Here is a 21401-nt window from a genome sequence, read left to right on the forward strand (position 1 = left end):
CAAGATCACCGAACAGGGCGACCACCACACCCTGATGTCCCTCAACGGCCTCTACGCCGACCTCTACACCCTCCAGGCCACCGCCTACCGCTGACTCTCTCGTGACTTGCACAATGTTCAAGTCCTTCCTATCGTCGGACTTGAACATTGTGCAAGTCGTCGTCCCGGGAGGGTCCCATGCCGGTTTCCGTCGTCATCGCGTCCACGCTGCAGTACGCGCTCGCGGTGCTGTTCCTCGTCCTGCCCGTCCTCGTCCACACGCACGGGGAGCGGGCCCAGCGCGCGGCCGAGGCGGTCGTGACCCGGCAGGGCCTGCCTGCGGGGGTGCTCGCCCGGCACGGGATCAAGTTCGCCGAGAGCGTCGTGGAGCTGCTGTTCCCCCTCGCCATCTGCGCCGCCCTGGCGACGCTGGCCTCACTCGGCCTCGCGGGCAGCGGGGTGGGCCGGGTCCTGTCGTGGATCGCCGCCGCGCTCCTCATGACCGCGGGCGCGTTCGTCACCGGCAGTCAGGTCTTCGCGGCCCGCTACGTCGAGGCGGCCTTCAAGAAGTCCAAGGAGCCGGGCGTGCGGGAGCTCGACGGGAGAGCGGTGGTGCGCGCGGCGCAGGAGGCGTTCCCCGCGATCCTGCGACCGCTGATCGTGCTCCGGTTCGTGCTGACGGCCGCGGGTTCGGCGGCCGTCATCGTCCTGCTGGCGACTCCGGCCGCGAGCGCGTACTTCCATTAGCCAGCCGCGCGTCCAGCCCGTCGAGGATCGTACGCAGCCCGAACTCGAACGAGTCCTCGTCCGGCAGGGAAGGGGCGGCCTCCACCGACGGCGTGGCACGGGCCCGCAACCGGGGGAACTGCTCGGCGATCTCGCTGATGCGCGCGACGGTGGCGCGCAGCTGCTGCTCCTCGTCCGCCCCCGCCCTGCGGAGTCGGGCCCGCCACGCCAGCTCGGCCGCCTCGCCCTGCGCGGCGCCGATGACGAACATGAGCACGGTCGCCGCCGCCTGGTCCACGTCCGGCCCGCTGAACCCGGCGGCCTCGTAGACGGCCAGGCAGCGGTCGTCGTAGCGGGCCTTGTTGGGGCCGTGGAGGAGGTGGGTGCTCATGGCCGGGAGCATCCAGAAGTGCCGGCCCAGCATGCCGTGCGCACCGGCGGCCAGCGCCGCCGCGGCCGCCCGCCAGCCGACCTCGTCGGGGTCGGGCAGCTCGATCTCGTCCCACACGTGGTCGGCGGCCAGCACGACCAGCTCGTCCTTGCTCTTGACGTGCCAGTACATGGCCGTGGCCGCCGCGCCTAGCTGGGTGCCCAGACGCCGCATGTTCAGCCCGTCCACACCCTCGGCGTCCAGCACCGAGACGGCGGCCCGGACGATCTGGTCCCGGGTCAGGGTGTCACGCGGCATGCCCCCCAACCTACCGCCCCGCCTGCGCGCTCACCGGCTCGCACGGTCACCGGCCTGCGCGGTCATCGGCTCGCACGGTCACCCGCTCGCGCGACCATCGGCCGCACGGTGCTCACGCCCATGGTGCCCACGCCCATGGTGCCCACGCCCATGGTGCCCACGCCCATGGTGCCCACCCCGACAGCCGCCCATCTCGCGCCCGCCTACTCCGCGCCCGCCCATCCCACTCCCGCGCCACCGCCCCACTCGAGCGCCCGCCCCCACCCGAGCGCCCGTCCACCTGAGCGCCTGCCCGCTGCCCGGGTCGCTGGCTCCCGGCTCATTGCTTCCCGAGCCATTTGTCCCGAATCACGCGAGCCCATCGCCCCCGGTCGCCGACGACGGACCTCCCGCGTGCCAGTCACAAGGGCGGGCACGAGAGAGGTCCGTGAGGCGGAGGGCTCGGGCAACGGGGATGGGGGTCAGCAGGAGGTGAGCATGCTGCCCAGTGCCGCCTTCTCCGTGCTGTCGGTGCTCAGCCCCCAGTACCACTTCACCTGGATCCAGGCGCGGGCGTACCGGCAGCGTTCGGCGGTGCGGGGCGGCTGCCACTCCGCCGGGTCCTGGTCCGACTTGGACTGGTTGACGTTGTCCGTGACGGCCCACAGCTGGGGCCCGCCCAGGTCGTTGGCGAACTGCTGGCGGCGGGAGGTGGTCCACGCCCAGGCGCCCGAGGCCCAGGCTTCGGCGAGCGGGACCATGTGGTCGATGTCCACGTCGGAGGCGGCGGTCCAGGTCGCGCCGTCGTACGGGCTGTACCAGGAGCCGGAGGTGGCGGCGCAGGAGGAGTTGGTCACGACGTTGGTGCCGTCGCGCTTGAGCACTTCCTCGCGGGTGTTGCAGGAGCCGCTGATCGTGATCCAGTGCGGGAACAGGTCGCGGTCGTACGTGCTGCTGTGAGATTCGGCCGCCACCGTGAGCTCGGCGAGGCGGGCGGCGGCGGTGCCGGCGGAGGGGATGTTCGGGGGGATCGCGGCGGCGGGTTGGGCGGTGGCGGTGAGGGTGAGAGTGGCGGCGCAGGCAATGGTCAGGGCGGCGGGTAACACGCGGTCGCGGTGCATGAGGGGTGGGCCCTTCTGCCGCCGTCCTCGGCCGGCCACAGGTGCCGGTCAGGGGCGAGGAGGGCGGGCACCTCGACCGTGTCATTGTCCGCATTAGTCCATATATGGCCAGGTTTGCTGAGCTCGCATGGAGGCGTCGGGCGACTACTGACATGAACGGTCATGCAGCCACAAGTCCGCCTGTCAATGTTGGAGCGGCGTTCATCGCCCTGTCATTGCGTACCTGGAACCGCGACCGTCGGCGTCCTCTCGTTGCGAGTACGCCGGACCTCTGTCGAAGGCCGTGCGCGACGGGGCGCGGAGTCGGGATCCGGACGGATCGGCTCGCGTCCTCGTCGCCTCGCCCTGAGGGCTCGGTGACTGCGCCACGTCGCCGCTGTGCTGGTTGACATGTCGTCGAAGGCCAGAAAGTGGCCGTCGAAACGGGCTCCGGCTGAGCGAATATTCCGGTAATTCGCTCGGCCGGGATTCAGGGTGGGTTGCCGCATGGGGAAACCTTGTGTCGAAGAGTCGATTTGGGTGGTGATGGAGAATGGCGCGGGCGTAATCGGAAGCCCCAGGTCGCCGTAGGCGTACCCGTAGTGTGATCAAGGCTTGACGGGGAGCGTCCGGATCGCTAAACGACAGACATGGCGAACGTCAAGGCGCGGCTCCGTGCCGCAGTCTCCAACGTGGATCTCGGCATCGTGCTGCTCGTCGCCGCTGCCGTCAGTGTGCTCGATCTGCTCGATGTACTCAAAGACGGACAATCGGACCAGCTGATTCTGCCGGTGCTGGCCCTGCTCGCGTTCGTCTGGATCAGGGACAGGAACAGGCAGGCCCGGGTGGCCGACCAGCTTGATACTGTCGCGCGTACGACCGACGGAATGTGGCGATTGCTGGCCAGCGGCGATTCGGTCAAGTCGCTCAACGGGGCGGCCATCACCCGGCTTCTTGAGGAGGCGCGGGCGGGCAGCGATATGTGGCTGTTCAAAGGGGGCACGGGCACGTTTATCCGGGCGGTGACGCTGCCCGAATGCGTTGAGCGGGCCAAGAGGAAGCGCAGCAAACTGCGTTTCCTGCTGGAATTAATCGATCCGACGGACGAACCTCTGTGCGCGGAGTACACCCAGCTGCACCTCAGTCTCGCCGACGACGGCGCCGAGGAGAAAGGGTGGACGTCTCTGGGCACGCGCAAGGACGTCTATTCGACGATCCTGGCCGCCTGCTGGTATCGGCAGCACAACAGCCAGGTGCTGGAGTTGCGGATCGGCCTGTCCCGGACGATCTCGCTGTTCCGCTGTGACCTCACCAAGCACAATCTGGTGATCACCCAGCGCGGTCCCGAGTTTCCCGGCCTCGCCATTCCGCAGAACAGCCCGCATTACAACCCGTGGTCCATCGAGCTGCACAACAGCCTCGACCAGACCAAACTGCTGGATGTGGCGAAGGCGCCGCAGCTGAGCGCCCGGCCGACCGTGGACGAGACGCGTCAGCTGTTCGAGCGCCTGGGCATTCCGCTGACCGAGGAGTTCGAGGACTCCGATGTGGCGGACATCGCCAGGGGCGCGCTCAACCGCATCGACCCGTACGAGGGGCGGGTGCCGCTCGCCGCGCCGTCGGTCAACTGACCGCGGAGGGAGGGCCGGGGACGGCGCGGTGGGCGTGCTCGCGGCCCGCGCGCTTGGTTGCGCACACCGGCCAGGGTCCGCCCGGTTGGTACGCGCCGCACCTGACACGTGCGCTTCCACGCGGACGCCCTCCGGACCGGATGGGCTGATGCCTTCCTGAGCCGTGGGCTGTGGGCCGTGGGTCCACTGGCGCGTCGCTCTGGAACATCGCTGCCCCGCCTGCGCGGTCAGTTGACCGACGGTGCGGCGACTGGCGGTTGTGGGTTCGGAGCGGCGCGGTGGCCGGGGGCTGTGGGTTCGAGGTCGATGCTCGGTGAGTGGGCTCCCTCAGACCACCGTGCGGGCCGACGCCCGGTGAGCGGCTCCCTCCGATGAGAGAAGCGCGCAGCTCAACAAGGGTCGCCGGCGTCGACGGGGCCGAGTGATTCGTGGGTCGTGCCGCCCAGGGCGGCGAGGACGGCCTCTTCCACCGTGGTGTGCACGTGCAGGACGGTGTGCGCCCACGTGAGTTCCATGATCCGGGCCAGCTTCGGATCGGGGGCGGCCAGGTGCAGGCTGCCGCCGTGCTGGCGGGCGAAGGCGTGGGTGTTGAGCAGGACGCGCAGGCCCGCGCTGCCCAGGAACTGCGCTTCGCTGAGATCGATCACCACGTGCTCGCCGGGCTGCCGCCTGCTGCCGCGGATATGACGATCGAGCTGGCCGGCGGTCGCGACGTCGACCTCACCGGCCACCGAGATCACGCTCACGCCCGGCAATCTCTGAATGGCGAACGTCAGATCCGGCATGCGGTGCCCACCGATCGGAGTCCGGAGACGATGCACTGTTATGGCTTGCCCGTATCGCACCATATCCGGGCGCCCGCCTTTCGCCTAGACATCAGCACTTACTTCTTTCCGGCCGGGGCCTCGCGCCCGGCACGCCCGAGGTGAGCAGGGGATTCATGGAACCCACACGATCCGTGCAAGACCGGCCCGGCACAGTGGAACGTACGGGACGAGTGATTGGCGGTCGGACATATTCAGCGCGCGGGAACGGACGGAAATACGAATATCCGCGACGCCGCGAATTTCGGTGTCGCTCTCCCCGAGTTTGACCGTGCTCGCCATGATCACGGATGCGCTCGCGGGCCGTTATCGCGGTCTGCCCCAGTCTTGGCGAAGGGCGGTTCAGGCACGGTCCGGCTGGCGGTCGAAGGAAGCGGTGCGGCCGCTGGGCGCACCCGGCCATGCGGTGGTGCCGGACAGCGTCGTGCCGTGTGTCCCCGTCGGTGACGTATCCGTCCAGGAGCAGATCGATCGCTTGCATGACATGCCGCCCGACCTCCTGCTCAAGGATCTGGAGCAGGCGTTCGGGCCGCTGCCCGCGCACTGGCGGGCCGCCGCCGACCGGCCAGACCGCTGGCTGCGCGGGTACGCGGGCGCGCTCGCCGACGTGTGGGCCGTCGCCGAGCCGCTGTGGAGCAGGGCGCGCCCGCTCCTTGACAGGGAGATCGCGCGGGTGGGCGTCGCGAGCGTGCGCGGCGGCGCGGACGCGCTGCTCGGCTCGCTCGCCGGGCGGCTCGTCCGCGACGAGAACGGCCTGGTCATCGAGGGGGTCGCGGCCGGTGTCCACGAGCTGGGGGACCGGTCGCTGGTGCTCGTGCCGATGCTGGCGGGCAAGGACGCGCTGATCGTCGGGCTGGACGACCCGGAGACCGTGTGGGTCGCGTATCCGGTTCCCGCGGCCGGGAGGCTGTGGCGTACGGACGGCGACGACCTCTCGGAGCTGGTGGGACCCGTACGGGCGGAGCTGCTGCGCACGCTCGACCGGCCCATGACCATGACCACGCTGGCCGGCGGCATGAACATCCCGCCCAGCAGCCTGACGTTCCACTGTGACCGGCTGGTCGCGGCGCGGCTCATCGCCCGTGAGCGCCGGGGCCGCGAGGTGTGGATCGACCGCACACCCCGGGCGGGGGCGCTCCTGGAGCTGTGCCTCCGCTGAATCCCCCAAGGGGAACGAGGGCGCTCGTGATCCGGCGCGCCCCCGTTCAGCGAACTGCTGCTCAGCCGGCCTTGGTGAACTGGTTGAACAGCGGGCCGTCGAGCGTCCAGCCCGGCTCGTTGGCCAGGATCTTCTGGGTGTGCGATTCGATGGCGAGGCGCCACTTGTTGTTGTTCGACAGGCGGAAGATCTTCACCGTCTCACCGGCGGAGGCCGCGGCGGGCGCGTACCCGAGGATGCCCTCGTAGCGGAACTTGCCCGAGTTCACGAGCGACTCCCGCTCCGTGACGGAGCCGGTGACGATGTAGGAGGCCTTGCTCTCCCAGCGCAGCCGGTAGAGCGGCTTGCCGCGGGCGAAGGGGGCGCGCGAGATGTAGTACATCGGGGTCTGGGTCAGCGACCAGCCGTGCTTGGTGATCGCGCTTTCCTTCTCCGCCTCGTTGCTGGTGTAGAAGAAGCCGCCGTCCTTCGTCACCAGCTCGTAGACCTTCACCCGCTGCTCGGCGACGCTCTGCGCCGACGACGCCGTCGTGGCGGACGCCTGCGTGGCGATCCCGAAGGACAGCGTGGCGCCGAGTGCCACGGCGAGCCCGAGGCCGACAGGGCGGGTCATGCGGCCGAACGATAGAGCCATGAAGCTGTTTCCCTCCGTATGGATGGCGATGCCCGGCCAAGCTAACAGCGCGCTGTGTAACCGCCTTTTCCATTTCGAGTAACGTCTAAGGGTTACTCGGCCAGCCGTGCGCGCAGGCGGTCGGCGTCCGGGTGGTTGAGCTGCTCCAGCAGCTCCAGCGCGCGGCGGAACGTGTCGAGGGCGGCGGCGCGGTCGCCGGCGGTGTCGTACATCTCGCCGAGGTGGACCGTGGTGTCGGCCTCGTGCCAGCGGTCGCCGACCTCCTGGAACAGGCCGATGGAACGCCGGTAGAGCTCAGCGGCCTCGGCGAAGCGGCCGAGGTGGTGGTAGGCGTAGGCGAGGCTGTCGCCCGCGCTGGCCTGGCCGTGCCGGTAACTCAGCTTCGCGTGCAGGTCCAGGGCCTCCTGGCAGTACGGGATGGCCTCCTCGTACTCGCCGAGCAGGACGAGCTGGTAGCCGATCGAGTTGAGGAACAAGGCCGCGCCCGCCTCGTTGCCCGCCTCGCGGTGGAGCGCGAGGGCCTGATGGAACTGTTCGAGGGCGGCGCGGGGCCGGTCCTGCTTCTGGTGGATGAAGCCGAGGCCCAGATGCGCACGGGTTCGGCCGTCACGGTCGCCCAGCTCGGTGAACAGGGCGATCGCCCGCTCCAGGTAGGCCCGCGCGTCGTCGAGCCGGCCGAGCCGGATGAGGGCGCGGCTCGCCCCGGCGTGGGACTGGGCCTCGCCGAACCGGTCCGCCTGCCGCCGGGCGACGGCGAGCGCGGCGCTGTGGGCGGCGAGCAGGTCGAGCCAGCGCCCCTGGCGGTCCAGGTAGTCGCTGAGCGTCCAGCCGATCTGCCACGCGCGGGTGCCGAGGCCGGTGTCGGCGGCGTGCCGGACGGCGGCCATGAGCGTGGGGTGCTCGATGGCGAACCACTCCATCGCCTGGTCGTGGTCCGCCGGGTTCTCCGGGGACGTCCCCGGCTGGGGCTCGTCCAGGGCCAGCGGCTGCCGGCTGCGGTTGATGATCAGGGCCGCGGCGTGGGCCGTGTGCAGGTAGTGGTCGAGCAGGCGGCACGTCGCGGCCCGACGCTGATCGGAGGAGGAGGAGCTGGGGCCGTAGATGGCGGGGTCGGCGGGGGAGGTGGGGAGGTCCTGTTCGGCGGCGTAGGCGCGTAGGAGGTCGTGCATGGTGAACCGGTCGGCGACGTTCTCGGTGACGAGGTGCGCCCGTACGAGCTCCCCGAGCAGCGCCCGCACCTCACCACCCGTGAGCCCGGCCAGGCTGGCCGCCGCCGCGCCGCCGAGATCCGGGCCGAACGCGCTCCCCAGCAGCCTGAACAGGCGCGCGGCCGACGGTGTGAGCGCCCGGTAGGACCAGGAGAAGACCGCGCGGAGGCTGGCCGTCTGCTCCCCGGCGTCCAGGAGGTCGAGCCGGGAGGAGTCCTCGCGCAGCTGCCCGGCGAGCACGGCCAGCGGGAAGCCGGGATGCATGCGGGCGCGGGCCGCGACGATGCCCAGCGCCAGCGGCAGCCCGCCGCAGCGGTCGAGCAGGTCGGCCACCGCGTCCGGCTCGGCCCGCACCCGCTCCTCACCCAGCAGGCCGGTGATCGCCTGGCGGGCCTCCTCCGGGTCGAAGGCGTCGAGCGGGATGGGCCGGGCGCCGTGGCCGGTGATGAGGCCGGGCAGCTGACGGCGGCTGGTGACCAGCACCGCGCAGGACGGGCTGCCGGGCAGCAGCGGGGTCACCTGGTCGGTGTCGCGGACGTTGTCGAGCACGATCAGCATCCGCTTGCCCGCCACCAGGCTGCGGTAGAGCGCGGCCTGCGCCTCCAGGCCGACGGGCACCGCGGCGGCGTCCACGCCCAGGGCGTCGAGGAAGCCGCGCACCGCCGTCTCGGGCGGCATGGGCGCGTCGGAGGGGTCGAAGCCGCGCAGGTTCACGTACAGCTGGCCGTCGGGGAAGCGGGGCCGGTTGCCGTGCGCCCAGTGCAGGGCGAGCCAGGTCTTGCCGACGCCGCCCGTGCCGCCGATGGCGGAGATCACCACCGTGTTCCCGGACGCGGCCATGATCCGGTCGAGGGCGGCCAGCTCGCGCGAGCGCCCCGCGAACGACGGCGGCGGCGGGAGCTGGCGGGGCACCGGTACGGGGCGCGGGGTGAGCGTGGTCTCGGCGGTGAGCATCCGCAGGTGCAGCCGCCGCAGGTCGGGGCCGGGATCAGCGCCCAGCTCGTCGGCCAGCCGGCGGCGGGTCCGCTCGTAGCGGTCGAGCGCCTCGGCCTGGCGGCCGTTGCGGTAGAGGGCGAGGATGAGCTGCCCGACGAGGCGCTCGTCGAGCGGGTGGCGATCGGCCAGTACGGCCAGCTCGGGCAGCAGCTCGGCGTGCCGGCCCAGCCGGAGCTGGACGTCGTGGTGGTCGAGCCGGGCGGACAGGCGTTCGGTCTGGAGCGTGTGGCGCAGGGCCGCCAGCCACGGGGTGTCCAGGTCGGCGAACGGCTCCCCGCGCCACAGGCCCAGCGCGACCCCGTACAGCCGGGCGGCCTCCCGGTCGTCGCTCGCCCGCGCCCGGGCCAGCAGCGCGCGGAAGCGGTGGAGGTCCACCGCCTCTTCCCGCACCCGCAGGAGGTAGCCGGCGGCGCTGCGGTGGATGCCGTCGGAGGGGGACAGGATGGAACGCAGGCGGGACAGGTAGCTGTGCAGCGTGCCCGCGGCCCGTTGCGGCGGGGCGTCGCCCCAGACGCGGTCGGTCAGCTGGTCGAGGGAGACGGGATGGTTGGCGTCGACGAGGAGGGCCGCCAGCACGCAGCGTTGCCGCGCGGGCCCGAGGTTGATCGGCCGGCCGTCCGCCCACGCGCTGACCTCGCCCAGGATCCCGAACTCGACCCCCACGGGACTCATCCTAGGGCGCGGCCGTCACCGCGGGCCGTCACCGCGGCGGGAGCGGCTTGGACAGCTCGAACACCCCGCCGATCCCCCTGGCGGGGATGTCGAAGACGACGGCGGCCAGGTCCTTGGCGGGGATCACGTGGGTGCCGGTGGCGCCCCGGCGCGCGTTCGGGTCCCAGACGGTGATCGTGCCCTTCGCGGTGTCGTAGCCGTAGGCGACGATGGCGTGGCCGAAGTCGCGCTTCTTCCTGCTCCAGGGCAGCCGGTTGCCGAGGACCGCCACGATCGTGGGCTTCCCGAGCACGCCGACCGCCCGGGAGACCTGCGCCATCAGCGCGGCGGGGTCGTCCTTCGCGTACGTGAGCCGGAACTGGTAGCCCTCCGGCCTGACGTACGCGTTGAGCACGGCCAGCGTGTTCTCCCGCTTGGTCGAGCGGGCCTCGGCGCTCGTCTTCATCTCCTCGGCCAGCTGGTCCTGACCGCGCTTGACGCCGAACGCGCGCAGCACGATCGCGCTGGACGCCGGGGCGCAGTAGTAGCTGGTCCGCTGCGCCTGCCCCTTGATCCCCACCGAGACCGCGGCGGGCACCGCGAGCTGCACCCTGACCGGGGGCAGCGCGGACCCGGCGACGAGCGGCGCGGCCGCCGCGGGTGGGGTGGCGACGGGCAGGACACAGGCGGCGAGGGCGGCGCCGAGGACGAGTCTTGCGGAACGCACGCGGTCTCTCTCCGTGTTGCAGGCGATACGGAAGTGACCAAAATACACACTTCAGCGGCTCAGTTGTTCGTTCATGATGAGGAACGCCCCCAGCCCGTGGAAGTCGTTGACCGGCCGGCCGCGCCCGAAGTAGTAGGCGAGCGAGTCGCTGGCGTTGGTGCCCTCGCTGACGCCCACGAGGTTGGTCCGCCCGTCGGAGCCGAGCGACACCTGGGCGAGCACTCCCTGGTAGCCGCGTTCGGCGTTCGCGCGGTAGGAGGCGTCCACGTACCCGCGCTCGACCGCCCGCGAGATCGTGTACGTGTACATCGCCGAGCACGACGTCTCCGTCCAGTTCGACGGGTTCGACGGCTCGGTGACCACCTGCCACCAGCGGCCCGTGGCCGGGTCCTGCCAGCGGGCGTACGCGGGCACGAGCTCGCGCAGGATGCCGATGAGCGCCGCCCGGCGCGGATGGTCGGCCGGGATCAGCTCGAGGATGTCGGTCACGGCCATCCCGAACCAGCCCATCGCCCGGCACCAGGAGATCCCGTTCGTGTTGCCCAGGGAGGGTTTGACCCAGGACGCGGTGGGGCCGCCCGGCTCGTCGTAGGCGTGGTACAGCAGCCCGGCGGCCTGGCCCGACGTGCGGCGCAGGTGGCTCCAGTAGATCTCGAGCTGCTTGGCCGGCTCGGCGCTGGTGAAGGAGTCGGCCGCCACCCAGGCGCCGTACCGGGCGAGGAACGGGTCGGCCATGTAGACGCCGTCACCCCAGAGCTGGCCCTCGCGGGAGGTGGAGGTGGAGTGCCACCAGCCGCCGTCGGAGGTACGCGGGTACGTGTTCAGCCGGGTCCTGATCTTGGCCGCGGCCGTGCGGTAGCGGGCCTGCCCGGTCTCCCGGTAGAGGGCGAGCAGGACGTTGCCGGCCTGCATGCTGTCGAGGTTGCCGAAGGTCTGGGAGATGCCACCGGAGGAGTCCACGAACCGGTCGGCCCAGTCCTTGATGTACTGCAGGTAGCGGGGCTCGCCCGTGCGCTGGTAGACGAGGTACTGGCCCCAGAGGTAGAGGCCCTGCGGGTAGCTCCAGCCGCCGAGCGTGCCGGGGGAGAAGCGGGCCATCGTCGAGTCGACCATCGCCCGGGACCAGTCGGTGCCCGTCGAGGAGGGGTCCACGCTCAGCGAGTCGAGGTTCGGGCCGCCGTTGGACGTGGTGGCCGTGGCCTTGACCGCGTTCGCGCCGGCTGTCAGCGTGACCTGTACGGTGACGGTCCGCCAGGTGGTCCAGGAGCCGGTGCCGGGGAAGGACAGGGTGGTGCCGGTGCCACCGGCGGTGACGGTCATCGGGCGGTCGGCGGCCGTCCCGTTGGCGTAGCGGAGGGCGAGCGTGACCGGGCCGGGGTCCGCCGCCTGGATGGTCCATTCGACGGAGGAGCCGGTGACGTTGTCGAGGTTGACGAACCCCGAGCCGGTGAACCCGGCGTGGTTCGACTCCACGACCCCCTGCGAGATCGTCCCGTTCTCGGCCTCGTAGAGGGTGGCCGCCGCGGCCGAGCTGACGGCAACCGGTTGCAGAAATAACAGGCCGCCGAGTGCCGTGGCGGTGATTGCGCGAAGACGTCCCATGTATCACTCCGGGTCTGACGAGCTGTGATGCCGTGCCGCCGGTGCGGTCCTGCACGATCGGAGGCCCATGGCTCCGATCTCCTTGCGCACTTCAGGGATACATCCCGGCGTGGTGCCCTGTCTACCGGTCAATGTCATCCGATGTATCGATGCGACAAAGTTAGGAAACTTTCCTAAGCAATGGACCGTTCCAACTATTGACGAGGCTGACGGTTTATGGCAAACGTTTGGAAAGCTCCCCTCTCTTACACCAGGCATCACTCTCAGCCAGGAGCGCCCGATGAACTTCAGCAAGTCCCGGGCCTGCGTCATCGCCTGCTTACTCGCCCTGGGAATGGCCACGGCCCTCCCGGCGGACGCGGCGCCCACCCGGTACGAAGCCGAGAACGCGACGATCTCCCAAGGCGTCGTCGAGTCGAACCACGCCGGCTACTCCGGCACCGGTTTCGTCAACGGGGACAACGTCGCCGGCTCTTACACACAATGGACGATCAACGCACCCGCCGCGGGCACGGCCACGCTGGCCTTCCGCTACGCCAACGGCACCGGCGCCGACCGCCCCAGCGACATCGCGGTCAACGGCACGACCGTCGCCGCCGCCCGGTCCTTCCCCGCCACCGGCGCCTGGACCACCTGGGCCACGATCACGCTGACCGCCCAGGTCACCGCGGGCACGAACACGATCAGGGCCGCCGCCACCGGCGCGGGCGGCAACCCGAACTGGGACTACCTCGACGCCGAGGTCCAGTCCTCGAACTTCACCGACTACCAGGCCGAGTCCGGGACGATCTCGCAGGGCGTCGTCGAGTCGAACCACGCCGGATTCACCGGCTCCGGGTTCGTCAACTACGACAACGTCACCGGCTCCTACGTCGAGTTCGCCGTCAGTGCGGCCGCCGCCGGCACCCAGAGCCTGACCTTCCGCTTCGCCAACGGCACCACCACCGACCGGCCGATGACCATCGCCGTCAACGGCACCGCGGTCGCCACCGCCCGGTCCTTCCCCGGCACCGGCGCCTGGACGACCTGGCAGGAGATCAGCGTGAACGCGCCGCTCAACGCGGGCGGCAACACGGTCAGGGCCACGGCCACCACGGACAACGGCGGCCCGAACCTCGACCGGCTGCGGGTCACCGGCCCCGGCGACACCGAGAAGCCGACCTCGCCGGGCCAGCCGACGTGCTCCGACATCACGCACAACGCCCTGACCCTGGACTGGCCGCCGTCCACCGACAACATCGGCGTGGTGGCCTACGACATCTACCACCAGGGCCAGCAGATCGCGACCGCGACCGCGCCGCCGTACCGGCTGACCGGGCTCAACCCGAACTTCTCCTACCAGCTCTCGGTCTTCGCCCGCGACGCCTCCGGCAACGTGTCGCTGAGCAGCCCCGAGGCGAACTGCCAGACGCTGCCCGCGCCCGCCGACAATCCGCCCTCGCAGCCGGGGCAGCCCACCGTCAGCGGCGTTCAGTCCGCCTCCGCCACCGTGACCTGGGGCGCCTCCACCGACGACAACGGCGTGCGGGCCTACCTCGTGCGTGACAACGCCACCAACGCCGTGCTCGCCACGGTGACCGGCACCCCGCCGGCCACGACGGCCAGTGTGCCGCTCGAATGCGCGCACACGTACCAGGTGCACGTGGTCGCGCGTGACAGCGCCAACCAGCTCTCCACGCCGAGCGCGCCGTCCGCGTCGTTCACCACCGGGACCTGCGGCACCGTGCCGCAGACGCCGACCAGCATCGCCGGCGGCTGGGACGTGCCGTGGGACATCTCCTGGGCGCCCGACGGCACGTACGCGCTGGTGACCGAGCGCGACACGTTCAAGGTCTTCAAGATCACCCCGTCGGGCACCAAGACGCAGGTCGGCACCGTGCCCAACGCGCAGACCACCGACGGCGAGGGCGGCCTGATGGGCCTGGACTTCTCGCCCACCTGGAACGGCACGAGCGACCAGGAGGTGTTCTTCATGCACACCGCCTCCGAGGGCAACCGGGTCGTGAAGATGAACTTCAACGGCACCGCGCTCAGCGGCTACGCCACCATCCTCCAGGGCATCGACAAGAACCGGTACCACAACGGCGGGCGCATCAGGTTCGGCCCCGACGGCTACCTGTACGTCACCACCGGCGACGCGCAGTCGTCGAGCAACGCCCCCGACCTCGACTCGCTCAACGGCAAGATCCTGCGCATCACCAAGACCGGTGCCGCCGCGCCCGGCAACCCGTTCGGCACCCGCGTCTACAGCTACGGCCACCGCAACCCGCAGGGCCTGGCCTGGGACTCGGCCGGCCGGCTGTGGGAGTCGGAGCTGGGCAACTCCTCGCGTGACGAGCTCAACCTCATCCAGCCGGGCAAGAACTACGGCTGGCCCACCTGCGAGGGCACCTGCAGCACGTCCGGCATGACGAACCCGAAGTACACCTGGAGCGTCTCCGAGGCCTCGCCGAGCGGCATCGCCATCGTCAACAACACGGTGTTCATGGCGGCGCTGCGCGGCCAGCGGCTGTGGCGCATCGTGCTGAACGGCGAGAACGTCTCGACGGTCAACTCGTACTTCAACGGCACGTACGGCAGGCTCCGCGCGGTCGAGAAGGTGCCCGGCGCCAACGCCATCTGGTTCGGCTCCACCAACTCCGACAACAACGGCGACGGCTCGGCCGACACCATCCGCCGCTCCAACATCCAGTAGTCACCCCCCTCATCGCCGGCGGCCGCGCCATCGCGCGGTCGCCGGATCCACCCCCCGGAGCCTCCGATGCATCCCTCCAGAAGGGCCGTGCTCAAAGGAGCGCTGCTCGTCCCCGTGCAGGCGGGCGCCGTGCTGCCGCCGGCGCCCGCCACGGCCCAGCCGCTCGACTCCCCGTGGGACCAGGTGCCCGCGATCCTGGCCAGGATCGTGCCGCCGACCTTCCCCGACCGCACGTTCCCGATCACCGATTACGGTGCCAAGCCGGACAACTCCACCGACTGCACGGCCGCCTTCCGCTCCGCCATCGCGGCCTGCAACGCCGCGGGCGGCGGTACGGTGCTCGTGCCCGGCACCGGCAAGTTCCGCACCGGCAAGATCCACCTGCTGTCCGGCGTGCGGCTGCACGTCGAGGCGGGCGGCACGATCCGGTTCAGATCGGACGCGGGCTCGTACCTGCCGACGGTGTTCACCCGCTGGCAGGGGATCGAGTGCTTCAACTACTCGCCCTTCATCTACGCCAGGAACCAGACCGACATCGCCCTGACCGGCACCGGCACGATCGACGGGAACGCGGCGGCCGGGCCCTGGTTCGGCTTCGACGACCAGCGCGGCCCGGACTGGGACCGGTTGCAGCAGCAGGCCGTGGACGGCGTGCCGGTGGAGCAGCGGCAGTTCGGCGACGGCCACTTCCTCAAGCCGAACATGATCCAGTTCTACGGCTGCCGGAACATCCTCGTCGAGGACCTGGACATCAGGAACCCCGCGATGTGGACCATCCACCCCGTCTTATCCCGAAATATCACGGTCAGGCGGGTCAAAATCTATAGCCGGGGCGCGATGGTGGACGGCGTCGACCCCGAATCCTCCTCCGACGTGCTCATCGAGGGATGCACGTTCGACACCGGCGACGACGGCACCGTCATCAAGTCGGGCCGCGACACCGACGGCCGCCGCGTGGGCGTGCCGTCCACCGACATCGTCATCCGCGACAACACCTACTACGGCCGCTGGGGCGCGATCACGGTCGGCAGCGAGATGTCCGGCGGCGTCCGCAACGTCTTCGCCGAGAACAACCGCATCCTCGCCGGCTCCAGCTACCACTCCTTCTACGCCCTCTACCTGAAGACCAACAACCGGCGCGGCGGGACGGTGGACGGCGTGCACGTCCGCAACCTGACGGGCGGCCCGTGCGACCGGGGCGGCTTCTACATCGACATGAACTACAGCCTGACCGGCCCCGGCAACGGCCCGATCGTCAACCCGGTCATCCAGAACATCACCGTGGACGGCCTGAACATCGCCGGCTCGCCGTTCGCGATCAAGCTGTCGGGCTCCGCCGCCAGCCACATCCGGAACGTCACGATCGCCAACAGCACCTTCACCCAGATCGACACCCCCGCCCCGCAGCTCTCCAACGCCGACAACGTCGTGCTGCGCGACGTCCGCATCAACGGCGTCCTGTACGGGGGCTCGTCGCCGGGCAACCGGTACGAGGCCGAGAACGCGACGATCGCGCAGGGCGTGGTCGAGTCGAACCACGCCGGCTTCTCCGGCACCGGGTTCGTCAACTACGACAACGTGGCCGGCTCGTACGTCGAGTTCGCCGTGAACGCCGCCGCGGCGGGGACGGCGACGCTCACCCTCCGCTACGCCAACGGCACCACGGCCAACCGGGCGATGGACATCGCGGTCAACGGCACGGTCGTGGCGGCGGCCAAACCCTTCAACGGCACGGGCGCCTGGACCACCTGGCAGTCCACGACGGTCTCCGCCCAGCTGGCCGCCGGCGCCAACACCGTCAGGGCGACCGCCACCACCGCGAACGGCGGCCCCAACCTCGACTACCTGGAGGTCCAATGAGCGTGACCCGTCGCCAGCTCGGGGCCCTGGTGGGGGCCGCGTTCCTCGCCCCCGCCCTGCCCGCCAGGCCGGCCTCGGCCGGCACCTTGACCGTCGCCCCCGCCTGGAAGCTCATGTGGGCGCCCGACCCGGCCGCCGTCGGGCTGGGCGCGTTCGAGACGATCGAGGACGACCGCGCCGACTCGCATCCGGCCGGGCAGCCCCACATCTACGCCGAGGGCAACGCCTTCCGCTTCAACATGCACACCGCCGACCGTGACACGTCGACGGACCGGCAGCGCCAGGAGGTCACCGGCAACCGGAACCCGGACGGCTACCTGCGCTGGCTGACGGGGGAGACCTGGCGGGTCACGTACTCGATGTACATCCCGAGCTCGCTGAAGGCGACGACGACCTTCACCCACATCAGCCAGACGAAGATGCCGGGCACCGGCACCAGCCCGATCACCGTCACCTCGCTGCGCCGCGTGAACGGCGTGCAGACCATCGAGCACAAGATCTTCGAGTCCGACACCCTGGTGGGGCGCACCGAGCTCGAGCCGCTGCACGACAAGTGGATCGACGCCGAGTACGAGATCAAGATCGGCGACGGCGGCTCGGGCTCGGTGCGGTGGGTCCTGCGCAGCGGCGGCGCCACGCTCGTGGACGCCACCAGGACCGGCGACACCTTCCTCGGTGACCGGGTCCGCCCCAAGTGGGGCATCTACCGCTCGCTCGGCGACACCTCCGGCTCGCTGCAGAACTGCTACCTGCTGCTGCGCGACATGCGCGCGTACAAGCAGGTGCAGGCCGCCGCCGCCCGGCTGGAGGCGGAGAACGCCACGATCTCGCAGGGCGTCGTCGAGTCGAACCACGCGGGGTTCTCCGGCACCGGGTTCGTCAACACCGACAACGCGGCGGGCGCCTACGTGGAGTGGCGGCACACCGCCGCCGCGGCCGGTCCCGCCACGCTGACCGTCCGGTACGCCAACGGCACGGGCGCCGACCGCCCCGCGGACCTGGCCGTCAACGGCCGGGTCGTGGCCTCCGGTCTGTCCTTCCCCGGCACCGGCGCCTGGACCACGTGGGCGTCCCGGAGCGTGGTGGCCGACCTCGCCGCCGGGGCCAACACCGTCCGCCTCACCGCCGCCACGGCGGGCGGCTGCCCGAACCTCGACTACCTGGAGGTGGTCCAGTGACGATCTCCCGGCGCGACCTGATCAAAGCGGGCGGCGTCCTCCTCGTCGGCACCGGCACCACGGGCGGGCCCGCGTACGCCGAGTCCGTCGCCCCGGGTGCGGCGGGCTCGGTCCCCACAGCCACCACGGCAGCGTCGCCGTGGGACCGGGTGCCCGAGATCCTCGCCAGGATGGTCCCGCCGACCTTCCCCGACCGCACGTTCACGATCACCGATTACGGCGCCAAGCCGGACAACTCCACCGACTGCACGACCGCGTTCCGCGACGCCATCGCCGCGTGCAACGCGGCGGGCGGCGGCCGCGTGGTGGTGCCGTCAGGAACGTTCCGCACCGGCAAGATCCACCTGCTGTCGAACGTCAACCTCCAGGTGAACGGCACCATCAGGTTCCGCACGGATCCCGGCTCCTATCTGCCGACGGTGCTCACCCGCTGGGAGGGCATCGAGTGCTACAACTACTCGCCCTTCATCTACGCCAACGGCCAGACCAACGTCGCCATCACGGGCACGGGCACGATCGACGGCAACGCGCCCGCCGGTGACTGGTCGTCGTGGGGGAGCGGCGGCGCGGACCGCGACCAGCTCCGGTCCTGGGGCGCGGACGACCACCCGGTGGCGCAGCGCCAGTTCGGCAGCGGCCACAAGCTGCGGCCCAACATGATCGGCCTCTACAGCTGCACGGCGGTGCTCGTCGAAGGCGTCAACCTGCGCAACCCGGCCATGTGGACCCTGCACCCGGTCTACTGCACCAACGTCACCGTCCGGAACGTCACCTTCTACTCCACCAACTCCCAGGGTGACGGCTGCGACCCCGACTCCTGCACCGACATGCTGATCACCGGCTGCAAGTTCGACACCAACGACGACTGCGTCCCCATCAAGTCGGGCCGCGACCGCGACGGCCGCCGGGTGAACCGCCCCTCGCAGAACATCGTGATCCAGAACTGCAAGTTCAGCGGCCGGTGGGGCGGCGTGACCATCGGCAGCGAGATGTCCGGCGGGGTCCGCGATGTCTTCGCCGAGGACTGCGAGTGCAACGCGCCCGACTTCCCCGGCCGCTACCCGGTCAAGTACGCCCTCTACGTCAAGACCAGCTTCAACCGCGGCGGCTTCGTGGACGGCGTGCACCTGCGCCGCATCACCGGCCACGACCTGGAGCGCAGCGCCCTGTACGTCACGCTCAACTACGAGACCTCGGGCTCCCTGCCGCCGGTCGTGCAGAACTTCACCGCCGACGGCCTCACGATCGACGGTGCGGCGCAGGCATACAACCTGGACGGCCGCCCGACCGACCACATCAAGAACGTCACGATCTCCAACAGCACGTTCACCGGGATCACGACGGCCACGCCGACCGCGTCGAACGTCGACAACCTCGTGCTGTCCCGGGTGAGCGTCAACGGCAAGGACATCTCCAACACCCAGCCGCCGGCCGGGACGCGGTACGAGGCCGAGGACGCCGTGATCTTCCAGGGCGCCGCCGAGTCGAACCACGCCGGCTACTCCGGCACCGGTTTCGTCAACACCGACAACGTGGCCGACGCCTACGTCGAGTTCGCGGTGAGCGCGGCGGCGGCCGGCAGCAGGTCCCTCACGATCAGGTACGCCAACGGCACGAGCACCAACCGGCCGTTCGCGGTCACCGTCAACGGCACCGCCGCCGGATCCGCCGTGAACGCCCCCGGCACCGGCGCCTGGACCACCTGGGTGTCCGCCTCCGTCACCGTGCCCCTCGTCCCCGGCACCAACGCCGTCCGGCTCACCGCCACCACCGCCGGCGGCCTGCCCAATCTCGACTATGTGGAGCTCCAGCCATGAAACCGCTCGCCCGAGCCCTGCTGGTATGCGCCCTCGCCCTGCTCGGAGCCGCCCCCCTCCCGGTGAGCCCGGCGCACGCGCTCGCCGAGTTCAACGTGCGCGACTACGGCGCCACCGGCAACGGCTCGACGAACGACGACGACGCCATCGACCGCGCCATCAACGCCGCCAGCGCGGCCCCCGGCGGAACCGTCGTCTTTCCCTCCGGCCGCTACCGGGCCCGCACCATCCACCTGAAGTCCAACATCACGCTCAGGCTCGACTCCGGCGCCACCCTCCTGGCCGCGAGCAGCGGCATGGACGCCGCCGAGTCCAACCCCAACGACGACTACCAGGACTACGGCCACAGCCACTTCCACAACTCGCTCATGTGGGGCAGCGGCATCACCGACTTCCACATCACCGGCACCGGCACGATCGACGGCGATGGCAACCTCATCACCGGCAACCCATCCTCCGGCCAGGCCGACAAGGCGCTGACCCTCACCGAGTGCTCGAACGTCAGCCTCGAAGGCGTCACGTTCCGGCGCGGCGGCCACTTCGCCGCCCTGATCAACGGCTGCCACGACGTCACGATCGACAACCTCAAGACGATCAACTCCAGCAGCGGCGTGCGCGACGGCATCAACCTGATCAACAGCTGGAACGTCACCGTCACCGACAGCCGCATCGAGGCCAGTGACGACGCCCTGGTGTTCAAGAGCGACTACGCGCTCGGCCACACCTACACCAGCCAGAACGTCCGCGTGCGCGACACCACCGTCTATTCACACGAGAACAACGCGCTCCAGTTCGGGTCGGAGACCTGCGGGAGCTTCCGCGACTTCCGGTTCGAGAACATCACCGTGCTGGGCGCGGGCAAGGCCGGCATCGGCATCGTGTCCATGGACGGCGCGGTCATCGAGGACGTCCACTACGACAACGTGACGCTCACCAAGACCACGTCGCCGTTCTTCTTCAAGATCGGTGAGCGGAAGCGCTGCCCCGGCTCGCCCCCCGCCGGACGGATCCGGAACATCACGATCTCCAACGTGACCGGGACCAACCTGACCGCGCCCGTCGTCACCGGCACCGTGGGCGCCTCCGACTACACCAGCACGCTGACCGGCACGCCGTCCGTGGACCTCGGCCCCGGCATCACCTTCCAGAACGTCGACCTGACCGTCCCCGGCGGCCACCCCGCCTCGGAGGCCACCCGGGTGCCCGGCGAGTTCCTCACCACCTACCCGCCGCGCGACTACGGCGCGCGCCCCTCGTACGGCTACTGGATCAGGCACGCCACCGGCATCACGCTCAACGGCGAGACCCGGTTCGACGACAACGACAACCGGCCCTACGCGATCGCCGACGACGCCTCCGACGTGCAGGTGAACGGCGTCGTCGCGCAGCGCGGCAGCGGCAGCGCCTACGACGTCGGGTTCAGCGGCGTCAGCGGCTACGCCGTGCGCGACAGCGCCGACACCTCCGGCGGCGCGCTGCGCGTGCGCGCCACCAACTCCACGCCCGTCCCCGGCACCCCCGACAGCCTGTACGCCGAGGCGGAGGCGGGCACGGTCACCGCCCCCATGCAGACGGCCGCCGACCAGGCCGCGTCCGGCGGCTCGTACGTGACCGTCGCCGCCGGCAACAACAGCAAGTCCAGCGCGCCCTCCACCGGCTGGACCACGATCCCGTTCACGGTCGAGCACGACGGCACGTTCGCCGTCTGGGCCCGCGTGATCGCCGCCAACGACGGCGACGACTCGTTCTGGGTGCGCTCGGGCACCGGCTCGTGGACGAACTGGAACAACATCCCGATCGGCACCTCCTGGCACTGGGCCAAGCTGCCCGTCACGTACGACCTGGCGGCCGGAGCGCGCACGATCACCTTCGCCTACCGCGAGGACGGCGCCCGCCTCGACCGCGTCGCCATCAGCAGCGACCCAGCGTTCACTCCCGGATCCTAGG

General features: G+C 70.6%; 15 protein-coding genes. 8 read left to right on the plus strand and 7 right to left on the minus strand.

What is annotated here, in order from left to right; all coding sequences use genetic code 11:
- Positions 1-177: 177 nt before the first annotated feature.
- Positions 178-726 (plus strand): hypothetical protein, encoded by a 549-nt coding sequence (locus ACIHFD_RS37375; protein WP_397370997.1) that lies wholly within the window; start codon positions 178-180, stop codon positions 724-726.
- On the opposite strand, the gene ACIHFD_RS37380 is transcribed toward ACIHFD_RS37375, so the two are convergent.
- Positions 680-1393 carry a TetR/AcrR family transcriptional regulator gene (locus ACIHFD_RS37380; RefSeq protein ID WP_397370998.1) on the minus strand — a complete coding sequence of 238 codons (714 nt, stop codon included), beginning with the start codon at positions 1391-1393 and terminating at the stop codon, positions 680-682. The genes ACIHFD_RS37375 and ACIHFD_RS37380 overlap by 47 nt on opposite strands.
- Before the next feature lie 461 nt (positions 1394-1854).
- Positions 1855-2493: an HNH endonuclease family protein gene (locus ACIHFD_RS37385; RefSeq protein WP_350742553.1), complete on the minus strand. Its 639-nt coding sequence runs from the start codon at positions 2491-2493 to the stop codon at positions 1855-1857.
- Between the two features lie 629 nt (positions 2494-3122).
- On the opposite strand from ACIHFD_RS37385, the gene ACIHFD_RS37390 reads away from it, so the two are divergent.
- Positions 3123-4103 (plus strand): hypothetical protein, encoded by a 981-nt coding sequence (locus ACIHFD_RS37390; RefSeq protein WP_397370999.1) that lies wholly within the window; start codon positions 3123-3125, stop codon positions 4101-4103.
- A 389-nt stretch (positions 4104-4492) separates the two neighbouring features.
- Here ACIHFD_RS37390 and ACIHFD_RS37395 read toward each other — a convergent pair whose 3' ends face one another.
- Positions 4493-4951, minus strand: a complete 459-nt coding sequence (locus ACIHFD_RS37395) for an STAS domain-containing protein (RefSeq protein ID WP_355210299.1) — start codon at positions 4949-4951, stop codon at positions 4493-4495.
- A 460-nt stretch (positions 4952-5411) separates the two neighbouring features.
- On the opposite strand from ACIHFD_RS37395, the gene ACIHFD_RS37400 reads away from it, so the two are divergent.
- Positions 5412-6086 carry an ArsR/SmtB family transcription factor gene (locus ACIHFD_RS37400; protein ID WP_397371000.1) on the plus strand — a complete coding sequence of 225 codons (675 nt, stop codon included), beginning with the start codon at positions 5412-5414 and terminating at the stop codon, positions 6084-6086.
- A gap of 61 nt (positions 6087-6147) precedes the next feature.
- Here ACIHFD_RS37400 and ACIHFD_RS37405 read toward each other — a convergent pair whose 3' ends face one another.
- The 4 genes from ACIHFD_RS37405 to ACIHFD_RS37420 form a co-directional block, all read right to left on the minus strand.
- The gene (locus ACIHFD_RS37405; RefSeq protein ID WP_397371001.1) at positions 6148-6699 is read right to left on the minus strand and encodes a hypothetical protein; all 552 of its coding nucleotides are present in this window, start codon (positions 6697-6699) and stop codon (positions 6148-6150) included.
- Between the two features lie 113 nt (positions 6700-6812).
- Positions 6813-9587 carry a BTAD domain-containing putative transcriptional regulator gene (locus ACIHFD_RS37410; RefSeq protein WP_397371002.1) on the minus strand — a complete coding sequence of 925 codons (2775 nt, stop codon included), beginning with the start codon at positions 9585-9587 and terminating at the stop codon, positions 6813-6815.
- Positions 9588-9624: 37 nt separating this feature from the next.
- Positions 9625-10302 (minus strand): C39 family peptidase, encoded by a 678-nt coding sequence (locus ACIHFD_RS37415; protein WP_397371004.1) that lies wholly within the window; start codon positions 10300-10302, stop codon positions 9625-9627.
- Positions 10303-10353: 51 nt separating this feature from the next.
- On the minus strand, positions 10354-11904 hold the full coding sequence (locus ACIHFD_RS37420) for a glycoside hydrolase family 88 protein (RefSeq protein ID WP_397371005.1): 1551 nt from the start codon (positions 11902-11904) through the stop codon (positions 10354-10356).
- 334 nt (positions 11905-12238) lie between these two features.
- Between ACIHFD_RS37420 and ACIHFD_RS37425 the strand changes: the two genes are divergently transcribed.
- The 5 genes from ACIHFD_RS37425 to ACIHFD_RS37445 all read left to right on the plus strand — a co-directional run bounded on the left by ACIHFD_RS37425 (position 12239) and on the right by ACIHFD_RS37445 (position 21400).
- Entirely contained in the window at positions 12239-14599 is a 2361-nt protein-coding gene (locus ACIHFD_RS37425; RefSeq protein ID WP_397371006.1) for a PQQ-dependent sugar dehydrogenase, read from the plus strand.
- A 66-nt stretch (positions 14600-14665) separates the two neighbouring features.
- Complete coding sequence (locus tag ACIHFD_RS37430) at positions 14666-16459, plus strand: glycosyl hydrolase family 28 protein (RefSeq protein WP_397371007.1); 1794 nt, start codon at positions 14666-14668, stop codon at positions 16457-16459.
- Entirely contained in the window at positions 16456-17637 is a 1182-nt protein-coding gene (locus tag ACIHFD_RS37435) for a CBM35 domain-containing protein (protein ID WP_397371008.1), read from the plus strand. Before ACIHFD_RS37430 ends, ACIHFD_RS37435 begins: the two co-directional genes overlap by 4 nt.
- Positions 17634-19454, plus strand: a complete 1821-nt coding sequence (locus ACIHFD_RS37440) for a glycosyl hydrolase family 28 protein (RefSeq protein WP_397371009.1) — start codon at positions 17634-17636, stop codon at positions 19452-19454. The genes ACIHFD_RS37435 and ACIHFD_RS37440 overlap by 4 nt, the downstream gene beginning before the upstream one ends.
- Positions 19451-21400, plus strand: coding sequence for a glycoside hydrolase family 28 protein (locus ACIHFD_RS37445; RefSeq protein ID WP_397371010.1), 1950 nt, complete (start codon positions 19451-19453; stop codon positions 21398-21400). Before ACIHFD_RS37440 ends, ACIHFD_RS37445 begins: the two co-directional genes overlap by 4 nt.
- Position 21401 lies beyond the last annotated feature (1 nt).

It is taken from the genome of Nonomuraea sp. NPDC051941, from assembly GCF_044593615.1.